Source organism: Gemella sp. 27098_8_92, from assembly GCF_041433685.1.
In the GTDB taxonomy this organism is placed as follows: Bacteria; Bacillota; Bacilli; order Staphylococcales; family Gemellaceae; genus Gemella.
The window spans coordinates 37,091-52,689 of the sequence record NZ_JAPWBZ010000001.1 but is presented as its reverse complement, the minus strand read 5'-3'; the positions used below and the strand labels follow the sequence as shown (position 1 = coordinate 52,689).

The 15,599-nt window shown below is 28.8% G+C and carries 14 protein-coding genes; all 14 read left to right on the top strand.

The annotated features are described in order from the left end of the window. The first annotated feature begins 9 nt into the window (after positions 1-9). The 14 genes from sufB to pknB all read left to right on the top strand — a co-directional run bounded on the left by sufB (position 10) and on the right by pknB (position 15,597). Complete coding sequence (gene sufB, locus O3802_RS00240; protein ID WP_040461518.1) at positions 10-1,389, top strand: Fe-S cluster assembly protein SufB; 1,380 nt, start codon at positions 10-12, stop codon at positions 1,387-1,389. Positions 1,390-1,577: 188 nt separating this feature from the next. Beyond that, entirely contained in the window at positions 1,578-2,762 is a 1,185-nt protein-coding gene (locus O3802_RS00235; RefSeq protein ID WP_004631942.1) for an acetate/propionate family kinase, read from the top strand. 60 nt (positions 2,763-2,822) lie between these two features. Beyond that, positions 2,823-3,971: a CCA tRNA nucleotidyltransferase gene (locus tag O3802_RS00230; RefSeq protein WP_371457795.1), complete on the top strand. Its 1,149-nt coding sequence runs from the start codon at positions 2,823-2,825 to the stop codon at positions 3,969-3,971. A gap of 26 nt (positions 3,972-3,997) precedes the next feature. Continuing rightward, positions 3,998-5,866, top strand: coding sequence for an exonuclease domain-containing protein (locus tag O3802_RS00225; RefSeq protein WP_371457794.1), 1,869 nt, complete (start codon positions 3,998-4,000; stop codon positions 5,864-5,866). Positions 5,867-6,033: 167 nt separating this feature from the next. After that, positions 6,034-7,320, top strand: coding sequence for an asparagine--tRNA ligase (asnS, locus tag O3802_RS00220; RefSeq protein WP_004631948.1), 1,287 nt, complete (start codon positions 6,034-6,036; stop codon positions 7,318-7,320). 12 nt (positions 7,321-7,332) lie between these two features. Further along, positions 7,333-7,857: a DnaD domain-containing protein gene (locus tag O3802_RS00215; protein ID WP_004631949.1), complete on the top strand. Its 525-nt coding sequence runs from the start codon at positions 7,333-7,335 to the stop codon at positions 7,855-7,857. Continuing rightward, the gene (nth, locus tag O3802_RS00210; RefSeq protein WP_371457793.1) at positions 7,838-8,476 is read left to right on the top strand and encodes an endonuclease III; all 639 of its coding nucleotides are present in this window, start codon (positions 7,838-7,840) and stop codon (positions 8,474-8,476) included. Before O3802_RS00215 ends, nth begins: the two co-directional genes overlap by 20 nt. A gap of 23 nt (positions 8,477-8,499) precedes the next feature. Beyond that, on the top strand, positions 8,500-8,952 hold the full coding sequence (gene lspA / locus O3802_RS00205) for a signal peptidase II (protein ID WP_371457792.1): 453 nt from the start codon (positions 8,500-8,502) through the stop codon (positions 8,950-8,952). Positions 8,953-9,019: 67 nt separating this feature from the next. Continuing rightward, the gene (locus O3802_RS00200) at positions 9,020-9,514 is read left to right on the top strand and encodes a methylated-DNA--[protein]-cysteine S-methyltransferase (protein ID WP_371457791.1); all 495 of its coding nucleotides are present in this window, start codon (positions 9,020-9,022) and stop codon (positions 9,512-9,514) included. Positions 9,515-9,604: 90 nt separating this feature from the next. Further along, positions 9,605-10,567, top strand: a complete 963-nt coding sequence (gene fmt / locus O3802_RS00195) for a methionyl-tRNA formyltransferase (RefSeq protein ID WP_371457790.1) — start codon at positions 9,605-9,607, stop codon at positions 10,565-10,567. Beyond that, positions 10,560-11,885, top strand: a complete 1,326-nt coding sequence (rsmB, locus tag O3802_RS00190) for a 16S rRNA (cytosine(967)-C(5))-methyltransferase RsmB (protein WP_371457789.1) — start codon at positions 10,560-10,562, stop codon at positions 11,883-11,885. The genes fmt and rsmB overlap by 8 nt, the downstream gene beginning before the upstream one ends. Beyond that, on the top strand, positions 11,879-13,012 hold the full coding sequence (gene rlmN / locus O3802_RS00185; RefSeq protein ID WP_371457788.1) for a dual-specificity RNA methyltransferase RlmN: 1,134 nt from the start codon (positions 11,879-11,881) through the stop codon (positions 13,010-13,012). The genes rsmB and rlmN overlap by 7 nt, the downstream gene beginning before the upstream one ends. Next, entirely contained in the window at positions 12,990-13,736 is a 747-nt protein-coding gene (locus O3802_RS00180) for a protein phosphatase 2C domain-containing protein (RefSeq protein WP_371457787.1), read from the top strand. Before rlmN ends, O3802_RS00180 begins: the two co-directional genes overlap by 23 nt. Further along, on the top strand, positions 13,726-15,597 hold the full coding sequence (gene pknB / locus O3802_RS00175; protein ID WP_371457786.1) for a Stk1 family PASTA domain-containing Ser/Thr kinase: 1,872 nt from the start codon (positions 13,726-13,728) through the stop codon (positions 15,595-15,597). Before O3802_RS00180 ends, pknB begins: the two co-directional genes overlap by 11 nt. Positions 15,598-15,599 lie beyond the last annotated feature (2 nt).

The window sequence follows — 15,599 nt, the reverse complement described above, 5'->3', positions numbered from 1 at the left end:
AATGAAGAAATGTTTACCGAGTATCAGTATGGATTTCACGATAGAGATGTTTCGATATTCAAAACAGAAAAGGGACTTACAAAAGAGATAGTAGAAACTATTTCTAAAAGAAAACAAGAACCACAATGGATGTTAGAATTTCGTCTTAACGCTTTAAAAGAATTTTATAGAATGCCGATGCCAACTTGGGGTGGAGACTTATCAGAAATAGATTTTGAAGATTTGACATATTATGTAAAACCCTCAGAAAAGACAGAGCGTTCTTGGGATGAAGTTCCAGAAGAAATCAAAAATACTTTTGAAAAACTTGGTATTCCAGAAGCTGAACAAAAATACTTGGCAGGAGTATCTGCTCAATATGAATCTGAAGTTGTTTATCATAATATGCATAAGCAATTTGAAGAACAGGGTATTATTTTTGAAGATACAGATACAGCACTTAAAAATCATGAAGAAATTTTTAAACAATATTTTTCAAAAGCGGTTGATTTTAATGACAACAAATTTGCAGCTCTAAATTCTGCAGTTTGGTCAGGTGGTTCATTTATCTATTGCCCTAAAAATGTATCGATAGAAGCACCTCTTCAAGCATATTTCAGGATTAATAGTGAAAAAATGGGACAATTTGAGCGTACATTAATTATCATAGAAGAAAATTCTTCTCTTCATTATGTAGAAGGATGTACAGCTCCTACATATTCTGCAAGTTCACTACATGCTGCTGTAGTAGAAATTTTTATTAAAGAAAATGCTCGCTTTAGATATACAACTATTCAAAACTGGTCAACTAATGTTTATAATTTAGTTACAAAACGTGCAATTGTTGAAAAAAATGGAACAATGGAGTGGGTTGATGGAAACCTAGGTTCTAAACTCACTATGAAATATCCAGCATGTGTATTAGTAGGTGAGGGCGCAAGCGGAAGTACATTGTCTATTGCAATGGCAAGTGAAGGACAAGTTCTTGATGCAGGTTCAAAAATGATTCATTTAGCCCCACGTACATCTTCGACAGTTGTTTCAAAATCTATGTCACGTCGTGGTGGTAAAGTCAACTATCGCGGATGGATTCACTTTGGAAAAGATTCTGAGGGCTCTCGTTCTAATATAGAATGTGATACATTAATTTTGGATGAATATTCAACCTCTGATACGATACCGTATAATATAATTAAGAACTCTAATGTTTCACTAGAACACGAAGCCAAAGTGTCTAAAGTTTCTGAAGAGCAACTATTTTATTTAATGAGTAGAGGACTTGATGAAGGACAAGCTACTGAAATGATTGTTATGGGATTCATTGAACCATTTACAAAAGAACTTCCAATGGAATATGCTGTTGAATTAAACAGATTAATTTCATTTGAAATGGAAGGATCAATAGGATAAAATAAGTTAAGAATTTTTATAAATACTATAAAGAGAGTAATATTTTAAAAATCAATAACTAGAATAAAGTAAACGTATTCCAGTTATTGATTTTTTATTGTTTAATTTAATAAAAAGTCTTGTAATTGTATGTAATTAATGAGATAATAATAAATATAATGTAAAAAAGTAAGAGGAGATATATACTTATGACAAAGATACTTGCTATTAATTCAGGAAGTTCATCATTAAAATTTCAATTATTCGAAATGCCTGAAGAAAAGGTTATTACTAAAGGATTAGTTGAAAGAATAGGAATTGAAAATAGTATGTTTACTATTGAATACAATGGTGAAAAAATTAAAGAAACACTAGATATTCCTAATCATGATGTAGCAATAGAAATGTTACTTGAAAAATTAACTAAACTAGGAATAGTTAATGATGTTAAAGAAATTGAAGGAGTTGGACATCGTGTAGTTCATGGTGGGGAATTTTATGATTCATCAGTATTAGTTACAGATGAAGAATTGGCAAAAGTTGATTCTATAGAGGATTTAGCGCCATTACATAATCCAGCTAATATAAAAGGAGCACGTTCATTCCAAAAAGAACTACCAGGAGTACCTAACGTATTAACATTTGATACAGCATTCCACCAAAGTATGCCAAAAGCAACATATATGTATGCAGTTCCTCGTGAATTTTACGAAAAATACGGTGTTCGTAAATATGGTGCACACGGAACAAGCCACAGATACGTTAGTGAGAAGGTGGCGGAATTATTAGGAAAAGACCCTAAAGAACTTAAAACTATCTCATGCCATATCGGTAATGGAGCTTCAATATGTGCTGTTAAATATGGAAAATCATTTGATACATCAATGGGATTCACACCTCTTTCAGGGCTTGTAATGGGAACTAGAACAGGGGATATTGATCCAGCAACTATACCATATATTGCTAAAAAAACGGGATTATCTTTAGAAGAAATCGTTCGTATTTTCAACTTTGAATCAGGACTTAAAGGTATTTCAGCTTTATCATCCGATTTACGTGATATAGAAGATGTAAGAGATACAAATCCATACGCAGCAGAAGCTGTTGAGGTTTATATTAATAGAATTAAAGAATATATCGGAGCTTATGCAGCAGCAATGAATGGAGTAGATGCCATTGTATTCACAGCAGGTGTTGGAGAAAATGCAACGTGGGTACGTGAAGAAGTATTAGAAGGTCTAACATTCTTAGGAGTAGAAGTAGATAAAGAGAAAAACAACGTTCGAGGCAAAGTTGCAGAAATTTCTACAGAAAATTCTAAAGTAAAAGCATTTGTTATTCCGACTGATGAAGAAGTTATGATCGCTCGCGATACATATAACTTATCTAAATAAATTTTAAAATGATAAGGCTGGGGGATTTTCTCCAGCCTTTTTAAATTAAGAAAGGATAGTATGCAAAATATATTTGAACAAAAATTTGGTAAAGCTATAGATATTTTAAAAATAATTGAAAAAAATGGCTATGAAGCATATTTCGTAGGTGGATGTGTTAGAGATTATTTACTGGATGTAGACTTTTCAGATATAGATGTAACTACCAATGCATTACCCGAACAGGTAAAAGAAATATTTGGGAAAACTATTGATACAGGCTTGCAACATGGGACTGTTACAGTAATATTCAAAGGAGAAGCTTATGAAATTACTACGTTCAGGACTGAATCTGATTATAGTAATCATCGTGCGCCGGATAAAGTAGAATTTGTGAGAAATCTAAAAGAAGATTTAGATAGAAGAGATTTCACCATAAATGCTATGGCAATGGATTCTAGAGGGGGAATATATGATTTTCACAATGGTGTAACTGATTTGAAGAATGGAGTAATTAGAACGGTAAATAACCCAAGTGAGAGATTCTATGAAGATGCGCTTCGTATGTTGCGCGCATTTCGGTTTTCATCGAAACTAAATTTTGAAATAGAAGAAAGTACTTTTTTTGCTATTAAAAAAAATGCAAAGTTAATTGAATTTGTATCAGTAGAGAGAATAGTAAGTGAATTTAAAAAGTTATTAGCTGGTGTGGGATGTAAAAATTCTTTAGAAAAATTGATTTCAAGTGAAATACATAAGTACATACCTTTTTTAAAATATATAAAAACTTATCAAGATTTATCTCCTTATACTTTTACTCAGAGTTTATATTATTTATCTTATTTTAATAATATTGATTCAGTTGAGCTGAAAAAACTGAAATTATCAAATATTGAAATAAAAAAAATTAAAAAATATGAAAATATAAAAGATGCTTTAGATAGTAATACGCCTTTAGAACTTATTTTGTATAAACATGAAAAAGAAGATGTTCAATTTGTTTCAGAATTATTTAAATATTATACAACAGAATATATAGTTAATATTAGATTGAAAATACATTCTTTTTATGATGTTGAAATAACTTCAAAAGAGATTATAGATACAATTAATTTAAAACCAGGACCATGGATTAAAGATATAATTAGTCAAATAGAAAAAAATATACTTTTAAACAAGCTGAATAATAGAAAAGAAGAAATTATAGATTTTCTTTTAAAAATAAAGTGATAATAAATAATTAGCAAGAGAGTGTGGTGAGAGAATTGAAAGGAAAATACTTTTGTATTGTAGATATAGAGCTTACTGAAGAAAAGGAGATTATTCAGTTTGCTGCAAAAAAGATAGATTTTAATTTTAGAGTTATTAATAGTATAAATTATTACATAAAACCTATTCAAAGTGATATAACTAGTTTTGTAACTGATTTAACAGGAATAACAAATGAAATATTAAGGGATAAACCTAGTTTTAGAAAAGTTTCAAAAGTATTATATGAATATATAAAAGATGGTATTTTAGTATGTCACGGACTACAATCAGATTATTTAATACTAAAAAAACATTTTCAAGATATAGGTATTGAATATTCTCCTTCAATGTCTTTGGATACTGTAGAATTAGCTAGATTATTTTTACCAACACAATCAAGCTATAGATTATCAGATTTAGCCGCTTCTCTTAACATTTATTCTAGCGATAATTATCACAATGCAGTTATTGATGTAAAAGCTACCGCTAAATTATTAGAAACAATAGCTTTAAAAATACCATTGATTCAGAAAGAAAACTATAATAAAATTTGTAAATTGTTAAAAAAAATAGATAGCAATATAGCTTTATTTTTTGAATATTATAGGAATAACACTTTAACTTCAGATATTATCAATAACAATGCAAACTATATAGTTTATGATGGGGTTAAATTTAAAAAACTTGGATTAGTAAATAAAGAAAACGAAACTAAGTGTAAAATATTGTTTTCTTCAATTGATGTTAATGATTATATCAGCAAGTTTAATGTAATCGATTATACAGTTCTAAAGAAAAAGAGTGATTATGTATCCTTAGATATTTTTTCTTTACTTTCTAAAAAAAATGATTTAAATCTATATAAGTTACTTGTGAAATTGTATATATGGATATTAGAAACTACTAATGGAGATTTATCAGAGTTAAATTTGCTTTACCTGGAAAGACTATATTTAGAAGAATGTAGAGAAGCTTTGGAATTATCTTCTAATTCTTATTATTTTAATGAAAAAAAACAGTTAGCAAAAGGAGCGTCTAATGTTATCGTTAATTATGATAATTTAGAATATATACTTAACAATGATGAATTTTCTAATTATACACTAATTTTTGAAAATAAAAAAATACTGGGAAATGAATTAGATTCAAACAATATAAAAGAGTATCGGTATAAATCAGTAATAACTGAGTTAAATATTGCTATTTCTCAAAATCCAAGTGATAAAAAGCTGAAAGTAATTAAAGAAAATTTAGATAGTCTTATTAAGTTTTTACACGAAATGTATATTTCAGAAAGTTTAGTTTTATATAATGAAAGCTTAGAGTATATTTTACAAGATATAGCAGTTCTTCAAGATAGTTTAAAAAATATTAAAAGATATCTTCCAATTACACGTGATTTTTGTAAACAATTAACGAATGCTTTATTAAATAAGAAAAATAGTTATACATTTGATATTCTCTACCAAGAATCTACACTAGTATTATTGGTAATAGATGACAAAAAAGTTAAAACTCTTATAAATACTATTAATAGACACGACTATCAATATTTAGATATGCCAAACAAAGTATCTTTGATTTATATTAAAGACGAAAAAGAATTAATGTCTTCAAAATTTTCGGGATCGGTACTTTATATTTTTGAGAGTACTAAGTATAAAAATCTCTACTTTAGTAAGAGAGAGAGAAAAACGTATGTTAAATATATTAATTTTTCATTAAAAGATAGTTTTGCCCAATTATATACGGATGTTATTAAAAATAATAAAGTAATATGTAGGTGTTATGCCACTAGAGATATTTTAAATTATAAGTATTATCTGAAGAATCTTTTTGATACTATTGTTATTCTTAAAGATTTAGAATATTAATCAAAAACTTAAAACAGGACCATTTAAAATTCTTTATTTTTGTGGTATAATTTGTGTAGTTTGTATATAACTAATAATATTAAAATTTGTAAAAATTTCTTTTAATCAAAATAATTTAGAAGAAATTGTAATTTAAAAAATATTAACAATGGAGGAGGTATTCTAAGTTGAATATCAGTAACTTAAAAGAGAAATTAGGAGAAAAAGTGACTCTTGGAGCTTGGATTGCTAACAAAAGAAGTAGTGGAAAAATTGCCTTTTTCCAATTACGTTATGGAGCAGGATTTGTTCAAGCTATTGCCTTAAAAGAGAGTCTTGGAGAAGAAAAGTATCAACAATTACGTCATTTACCACAAGAGACATCTTTAAAAGTGACTGGATTAGTTAAAGAAAATGATCGTGAATTATCAGGAATTGAGTTGGAAATCGAAAGTTTTGAGGTCATTTCAGAAGCTATTGATTATCCAATAACTCCAAAAGAGCATGGAGTAGAGTTTTTAGCGGATAATCGTCATATTTGGATTCGATCTAAAAAACAACACGCTATTTTAACAATAAGAAATCAAATTATAAAAGCAACATATGATTTCTTTGAGAAGGAAGGTTTTATTAAAACAGATCCACCTATCCTTACTTCTTCAGCACCAGAAGGAACAACAGAACTTTTTAATACTAAATATTTTGATGAGGAAGCCTATCTTTCTCAATCAGGTCAACTGTATCTTGAAGCGACTGCAATGGCGTTTGGAAAAGTCTTTTCATTTGGGCCTACATTTAGAGCCGAAAAATCTAAAACTCGTCGCCATTTAATTGAATTTTGGATGATTGAAGCAGAAATGGCATTCTGTAATCATGCAGAAAGTTTAGCTCTACAAGAAGCATATGTAAATTACTTATTAACAGAAGTACTTGAAAAATGTCAAGAACAACTTAAAATTTTAGGACGTGATTTAGAGGCTCTTAACAATGCTCGTGGAGAATTCCCACGTATAAGATATAAAGATGCTATAAAATTATTAAAAGATAATGGTTTTGATGATATAGAGTATGGAGATGATTTCGGTTCACCTCATGAAACATTTATTGCTAATAGCTATAATAAACCAGTATTTATTACTCACTGGCCACTAGATATAAAACCATTTTATATGATAGAAGATCCAGAAGAACCAGGTGTAGTATTATGTGCAGACCTTATTGCACCGGAAGGATATGGTGAAATTATTGGTGGTTCTCAACGTATAGATGATTATGATAAACTATTAGAAAATATTAAAAAACATGACCTTAATCTTGATGCATATGGATGGTATTTAGATTTACGTAAATATGGTTCTGTAGAACATGCAGGATTTGGTTTAGGTCTTGAAAGAACGGTAGCTTGGATTACTGGAAATGGTCACGTTCGCGAAACAGTACCTTTCCCTCGCTTATTAAACAGGCTGACACCATAGGAGTATTTAGCTATGATCAATATCAATACAAACGGTTTGTTAGTTGATGCTGATTTTTTAATGAATTATAAGAATTTTAACTTATCTGAAGAAGAAGCTATGTTCCTTCTTCAGATAAGTTATTTAACAGAGCAGGGAAAAAAGCTATTTTCTGTTAATTCTTTTGCAGTAGCGTTAAATCTATCTGAACAAGATATTTTTGAACAAATAAATAATTTATTAAATAAAAAAGTTATCAGATTAGCTAATGATAATAAAATAGAGTTTCTTATTTTTACTAAAGATGATAAGTACTATACGTTAAGAGAACTTTTGAAATTAGTGGAAAGAGTAACAACAAAAGTGTTAACATCAAAGGAATTAGATATAGTTACATCATGGTTTGATAAGAAATATACAAAAAAAGATATAGATGAGGCTCTAAGTATTTCTAGGAATATAAGCTATGTTAATGGAATTTTAAATAATAAGGTATCTCAAATTGATGATGAAGATCAAGGAGGTAGTAAGTTAGGTTATGACTGGTTTAACAAATAAAGAAAAAAAGATAAAAGCACAACAGATTATGGAATATCTCGATAAAGTTTTTCCAAATGTAGATTGCGAACTAAATTTTTCTAATAATTTAGAACTAATTATAGCAGTTCTTTTATCTGCGCAATGTAAAGACGAATATGTAAATAGAGCTACAGTTAGTTTATTTAAGCACTATAAAACAATAGATGATTATGCAGATGCTAGAGTAGAAGATATAGAAAAACACATACGAACACTCGGGCTATATAAAGCTAAATCAAAAAATATTGTTGGTATGGCTAATATGTTAAGAGATGTATATAACTATGATATTCCAAAAACTAGAGAAGAATTAGAGACCCTTCCTGGAGTTGGGAGAAAAACGGCAAATGTTGTACTTGCTGTTGGATTTAATGTACCAGCTATAGCTGTTGATACACATGTAGAGCGTGTAGCGAAGATGTTTGGATTAGCAGACAAAAAAGACAATCCTCTTCAAGTTGAGAAAAAACTCATGTCAATATTTCCTATGGAAAGTTGGGGACGTATACATCATCAATTAATTCACTTGGGTCGATATAAATTACCTGCAAGAGGTGATAAAATTATTGACCCTGAATTAGAAAAATTATTAATTTAATTATAATAAGGAGAAGTGAAATTATGCTATATATTTTTATATTCGCGCTTGCTTTTATTTTATTTGATCAAGGAAGTAAGTACTATATTGTAGAAAAAATGACTTTAGGCCAAAGTTCAGAGATTATATCTAATTTTTTTAGTATTACTTCTCATAGAAATAGAGGCGCTGCTTGGGGAATTTTACAAGATAGCAGAATATTTTTTTTAGCGGTAACAGTACTATTTTTAGCAATACTTCTTTACTATGTGTATAATCGAAAAAACATATTAACTAAATTTGATATCTTAACTTTTTCACTTATTACGGGAGGTGCTATTGGTAATTTTATTGATAGGCTAATCCGTCATGAAGTGGTAGATTTTTTAGATTTTAGAATTTTTAGTTATGATTTTCCAATATTTAATTTAGCAGATTGTTATATTTGTATTGGGGTAGTATTTTTATTAATAAAAATATATAAAGAAGAAAATTAATTATAAGAAGTGATGTTTGTTGAAATAAGTTTCATAAAACATCATTTTTTGATTGAAAGGAAGATATATGTATTATAAAATTTATCATAGTCCAATTGGAAAACTTTATTTAGTTTCTGATGGAGTATATTTAACAGGCTGTTATTTAGAAAATCAGAAATATTTTCCAAATAAATTAAATGACTGGAAAGAAAATAAGGATTTAATGATATTCAAAAACAGCGAAGACTGGTTGAAAAAATATTTTAATAAGGAAAATCCAGATATTGATAATGTTGATATAAAATTTGAAGGAACTAATTTCAGGATATTAGTATGGGAGATATTAAGAAAAATACCGTATGGAAAAACTACAACATATAAAGATATTGCAGATGAGATAGTTAAAATAAAAGATTTGGATAATATGTCAGCTCAAGCAGTGGGAAATGCAATTGCTCACAATCCGCTATTAATATTTATACCATGTCATAGAGTTGTAGCGAAAAATAAATCTTTAGTAGGATTTGCAGCAGGAATTGAAAATAAAAAAATATTGTTAGATTTAGAAGGAAATAATTAGTATACATAAATGCTTTTAATACTTCATTATTAGAAGAATAGCTTAAAATATGGTATAATTAATTGATTATACTGTTTATAGGAGAAACAAATGGATAAGAAAAAAATAGTATTTATGGGAACTCCCAAGTTCGCTGTTCCTGTATTAGAAATGTTAATAGAAAAATACGGAGTAGATTTAGTAATAACTCAACCTGATAAAAAAGTAGGAAGAAAAAAAGTTTTAACTGCACCACCAGTTAAGGTTATTGCTGAAGAAAAAGGTATAAAAGTATTACAGCCCGAAAAAATTTCGAATGATGAAAATGTTTTAGCTGAATTGAAAGAACTAAATCCAGACATTATTATTACTGCGGCATATGGTCAACTAGTACCAGAAAGTATATTAGAAATACCTAAATATAAATGTATAAATGTTCATGGTTCACTACTTCCAAAACTAAGAGGAGGAGCTCCGATTCAATATTCAATTTTGGAAGACCATGGAAAAACAGGGATTACGATTATGTATATGGTAAAAAAATTAGATGCTGGAGATATGATATCTAAAGTAGAAGTAGATATATTAGATAGCGATAATTATGAAAGTCTACATGATAAACTTTCAATTGCAGGAAGGGATTTATTAAAAGAAACTTTACCGAATATATTTACAGGAAATATTGCTCCAGAAAAACAAGATGATTCATTAGCAACATTTGCTCGTAATATTCTTAGAGAAGATGAGAAGATAGATTGGAATAAATCGGCAAGAGAGATATTTAATCAAGTTCGTGCGTTAGATCCAACTCCAGGAGCATTTACATATCTAGATGAAGATATACTTAAAATTTGGAGTAGTGAAGTAGTTGAATTAGAAGAAAACTACTCTGCAGAAAAAGTAGGAACTATAATAAAACAAGATAAAAAACATATTTACATTCTTTGCGGAGAAAATACTGTACTTAAAGTTAAAGAATTGCAAATATCAGGGAAAAAACGTATGCCAGTTGTTAATTTTTTATCAAATAAAAAAGATTATGTTGGAACAATTTTAGGTGGAATTAATGAGTAATATAAATACAAGAAAGATTTCATATGAAATTCTTTATGATATATTTCAAGAAGATGCCTATAGCAATATTACGTTAAATAAGTATTTTAATAAATATAAACTTGAAGAACAGGATAAACGTTTTATTAGCGAGGTAGTATACGGTACTATCAAAAATAAAATGTACTTGGAACATATATTAAAAAATTATTCAAAAGGTAGGGTTAAGCCTAAGGTTAAAATAATCATAATAATAGCTATTTATCAACTTTTATATATGGATAAAACTCCTAGTTTTGCAATAATAGATGAAGCGGTGAAACTATCAAAAAAAATATTAGGGAATATAACAGGGAATTTTGTTAATGGTATTTTGCGTAACATTGAGCGTAATTTAAATGATTTAGCATTAAAGTATAAAAATAAGGAAGAAAAGTTTTATATAGAGAATAGTTGCCCAGAAGAGTTATACAGTATTTTGAAGCGGCAATATGGGAAAGAAAAAGCACAGAGTATTGTAAGATCGTTTAATTCTAAGAGTAAGAACAGTATTCGTTATAATCCTTTAAAAATATCAAAAGAGAGTTTATTAGAAAAATTAGGTTCTAATGCTTTATCTAGTGATATATGTGAGGATAGCTTATTATTAAATAAATTAGACATAAATAATAAATATTTCAAAGAAGGATATTATATTATTCAAGATGAGGCTAGTTCTCTTGTTGCTTGTGCTATAGGAGAGAATGTTAGTACTAAATATAACATATTAGATACATGCGCTGCTCCAGGTGGAAAAAGTCTACATATTGCAAGTAAGTATTTTAATTCAAGTTTAATTTCATGTGATAAATATATACATAAATTGAAACTAATCCAAGAAAATATAAAGAAACTAGAAATAGATAATATTAAAACGTATGAGCAGGATGCAACAAAATGTAATATCGATTTTTTAAATAATTTTGATATTGTTATTTGTGATGTTCCGTGTTCTGGTATAGGTGTTATCAAAAATAAACCTGAAATTAAGTATAAAATTACTGATAAATACATAGAAAGCATAGCAGCTTTACAATATAAGATTTTAGAAAATAGTAAAGGCTACGTAAAAGTAGGTGGGGTTCTTGTCTACTCTACATGCACAATCGATAAGAGAGAAAATATGGAAAATATAGAACGGTTCTTAAATGAAAATAAAGATTTTAGACTAGAGAAAATAACTTTAAATAATAGTAAAGTGAAAGTTCAAGATAATGGTACGATAGAAATATTACCAGATGATTATGAATGCGATGGATTTTTCATCGCTAAATTAAGAAAAATGGAGGAAAAATGTTAATTACAGATTTTAAAGGCTATAAAAAGTCTAGATGGTTAAAAGATTTCGAAAAGATGTCTATATACTCTATACGCCTAGATCAACTAGAAGAGTATTTAGTTAGCATAGGTGAGAAAAAATTCAGAGCAAAACAAATTTATGATTGGTTATATAAAAAACGTATTACCAGTTTTACAGAAATGAAGAATGTTCCAAAATCTTTACAAGAAAAACTGGCAGAAGAGTTTGAGATAACAACCCTTAATACGATTATAAAGCAAGAATCAATAGATGGTACGATGAAGTTTTTATTTGAACTGCAAGATAAGTATACTATTGAAAGTGTTCTTATGAAAAACAAATACGGAAATTCGTTATGTGTTACAACTCAAGTAGGTTGTAGAATTGGATGCACTTTTTGCGCTTCAACACTAGGCGGATTAAAGCGTAATTTAGAAGCGGGTGAAATAGTATCACAAGTTCTGAAAGTTCAACAAGAACTTGATAAAAGAGGAGAAAGAATTTCTAGTATAGTAATTATGGGAATTGGAGAACCTTTTGAGAATTATGATGAAATGATGGACTTTATAAAAATTGTAAATAGTGATGAGAGTTTTAATATTGGTGCTCGCCATATCACAGTTTCTACATCAGGAATAGTTCCTAAAATTTATGATTTTGCAAATGAAAAAATTCAGATTAATTTTGCAGTTTCACTGCATGCACCAACAAATGAGTTACGTAGTAAAATAATGCCTGTTAACCGTGCTTATAATATTGACAAGCTTATGGAATCATTAAAATACTATCAAAAAACTACAAATCGCCGTATTACATTTGAATATGGCCTTATGGGTAAAGTAAACGATCAACGAGAACATGCGGAAAAACTATCTGAAATTATAAAAGATTTAAATTGCCATGTAAACCTAATTCCTATAAACTATGTTCCAGAACGTAATTATGTAAGAACGAGTAAAAATGATATTTTCGCATTTGAAAAAGTACTGAAAAAAAATAGAGTAAACGTAACTATAAGAAGAACACAAGGAGATGATATAGATGCAGCTTGTGGACAGCTTAGAGCGAAAGAACGTAAAGACGAGGTAAAAGGAGGAATTCCAGATGCCACTAGTATATTCGTATAATAGTAATAAAGGTAGAAAATTAAAAAATGAAGATGCAGTAAGTGTTGTTAAAAATAAACAAGGTGAGGCACTTGCTATAATTTGTGATGGTGTTGGAAGTCACAGCAATGCAGCATATTCAAGTAATTATATAGTTTCTACTTTAGAAAGAGATTGGCAAGACCTAACATTTGCTAATTTTAATAATATGAAAAATTGGTTGTATGACAAAATTGAAAAATTGAATAAAGAATTATTCGAAAAATCAAAATCTAAAAATAAAAAAATGGGTACAACGATTGTTGCAGTAGCAACTTTTGATGATCAAGTAGTGGTCTATAATATCGGAGATAGTAGAGCATATGGAATTACTAGTGATAATGAAATGAGCGTTGTTACTATTGAAGATTCATTTGTAGGTGCTTTGATTCATGCTGGTGTAATCACAGAAGAAGAAGCAAAAACTCATCCAGAAAAGCATGTTCTTACACAAGCACTTGCTACTAGGGAAAGAATAGATTTGCATACTTTCATAGATGACTTATCAAAATATGATTACTTTTTAATTTGTTCAGACGGTTTAACTAACATGTTAGATGAAGAAGAAATTAAAGAAATAATTCGCCAAGAAGAATTATCTATAGCTGTTGAAAAATTAATAAATCTTAGCGTTGAGCGTGGCGGTATAGATAACATATCTGTAGCGATATTAAAAAATTTAAGGGGTGAAAATAGTGATAAATAATATAATATGTAATAGATACAAAATACTAGATCATCTCGGGACTGGTGGGATGGCAACAGTATGGTTAGGGTATGATACGATATTAGATCGTAAAGTAGCTATAAAGACATTTAAAATAGATGCTAATGATGTTGATGCGGTAAAAAGATTTAACAGAGAGGCTAAGGCTGTTACTAGTCTTTCACACCCTAACATTGTTTCAATTTATGATGTAGAAAACGAAGGGGATTTTTATTATCTTATATTAGAATATGTCGAAGGTATGACATTAAAAGACTATATGGCAAAAAATCCTAAAATGCCTGTTGAAACTATTGTTCATATTGCAAAACAAATTGCTGATGGGCTTAGTCATGCTCATCAAAATGGTATTATTCATAGAGATATAAAACCTCAAAATATTTTAATGAATAATGATTTAACTTGTAAAATTACAGATTTTGGTATTGCAAGAGCCTATGGAGATACTACTCTGACACAAACTAATCAAATGTTAGGAACTGTTTATTATTTATCTCCAGAACAGGCACGTGGGAATGTTGCAACAGCACAGAGTGATATTTATTCTTTAGGTATTCTAATTTTTGAAATGATTACTGGACAGATTCCATTTAAAGGAGAGTCTGCAGTTGCTATTGCATTAAAACATTTACAAGAAGAATTACCTGATATTGATAGATATAGAGAGAATGTGCCTCAAAGTGTAAAAAATATTGTATTAAAAGCAACTATGAAAAATCCAAATGAACGTTACATTAGTTCTAAAGAATTAGCAGTTGACTTAAGTACAGTTTTAAATCCAGAACGATTGTATGAAAATAAATATACTGGATTTAAGATTTCAGATACTAAATATTCTAACACGCAAAATTACAACCAAACTCAGTATGTTGATGTACGTGATATCGAATCTAGTTATGCAAATACTAGTTATCAAAACCAAGAGTTTTACGATGACTATAATGATAATGAAAAACATACACAGGATAGATATAATAAAAATAAGGGTAGCTATAAAAATAATTATCCAGATAAAAAAGAGGAAGAAAAGACTTCTAGAGCGAAACATATTATTTTAGCAATTTTAGCTATAATAGCGATAGTTGTTGGTTCGTTCTTTGCGTATAATTATATTATAGGAGCAGATAGTGTATCTGTGCCCGATGTAAAAAATAAAACAGTTGAAGAAGCTAAAGTGTCGATTGTAAAAGCAGGATTAGAAGTGGGGGATATTACTGAAGTCGCAAGTGACGATGTTAAGGAAAATACGGTAATAGAAACAGATCCTAAAGCAGGTAAAAAAATAAGAAAAGGATCTAAAGTAGATTTACGTGTTTCTTCTGGAAAGAAAACAGTTGATATGCCAAATTATATTGGGTTGGATGAAGATACAGCAAAACGAAATGCAGCAAAACTTGGTTTTAAAAATATAACAGTAGAAAAAGTTGAGAGCGATAAGTATGATGCAGGTAAAGTTGTTTCTCAAAATATTACAGCAGGTACAGAAATAGTTCCAAAAGATAGAGAATTAATTATTAAAGTTTCTACAGGTAAGAAAAAAATAACAATGCCTAATCTAATTGGAGAAGACAGAAGAACAGTCGAAGGCTTAGTTTCTTCGTATGGTTTTAGAAATGTATCTTATAAAGAAGAATACTCTGATCAAGAAGAAGGAACTGTTATTTCTCAAAGTATTAGAAGTGGAACTAGTATTATTCCTAGTGAGGAATCATTAGAGATAGTTGTATCTAAAGGAAGAAATAGATTGAATCCATCAAATCCTAGTGACAGTAATGGAAGTAATGTTGGTAACACAAACAATAATACAGGTAGAAATAGATCAGAAAGAAATAATAATTAGTA

Excerpts from the sequence above, each read along its gene's own strand:
- sufB (WP_040461518.1), top strand. The coding sequence starts at position 10 with ATGTTTACCGAGTATCAGTATGGATTTCACGATAGAGATGTTTCGATA.
- O3802_RS00235 (WP_004631942.1), top strand. The coding sequence starts at position 1,578 with ATGACAAAGATACTTGCTATTAATTCAGGAAGTTCATCATTAAAATTT.
- O3802_RS00230 (WP_371457795.1), top strand. The coding sequence starts at position 2,823 with ATGCAAAATATATTTGAACAAAAATTTGGTAAAGCTATAGATATTTTA.
- O3802_RS00215 (WP_004631949.1), top strand. The coding sequence starts at position 7,333 with ATGATCAATATCAATACAAACGGTTTGTTAGTTGATGCTGATTTTTTA.
- nth (WP_371457793.1), top strand. The coding sequence starts at position 7,838 with ATGACTGGTTTAACAAATAAAGAAAAAAAGATAAAAGCACAACAGATT.
- lspA (WP_371457792.1), top strand. The coding sequence starts at position 8,500 with ATGCTATATATTTTTATATTCGCGCTTGCTTTTATTTTATTTGATCAA.
- O3802_RS00200 (WP_371457791.1), top strand. The coding sequence starts at position 9,020 with ATGTATTATAAAATTTATCATAGTCCAATTGGAAAACTTTATTTAGTT.
- fmt (WP_371457790.1), top strand. The coding sequence starts at position 9,605 with ATGGATAAGAAAAAAATAGTATTTATGGGAACTCCCAAGTTCGCTGTT.
- rsmB (WP_371457789.1), top strand. The coding sequence starts at position 10,560 with ATGAGTAATATAAATACAAGAAAGATTTCATATGAAATTCTTTATGAT.
- rlmN (WP_371457788.1), top strand. The coding sequence starts at position 11,879 with ATGTTAATTACAGATTTTAAAGGCTATAAAAAGTCTAGATGGTTAAAA.
- O3802_RS00180 (WP_371457787.1), top strand. The coding sequence starts at position 12,990 with ATGCCACTAGTATATTCGTATAATAGTAATAAAGGTAGAAAATTAAAA.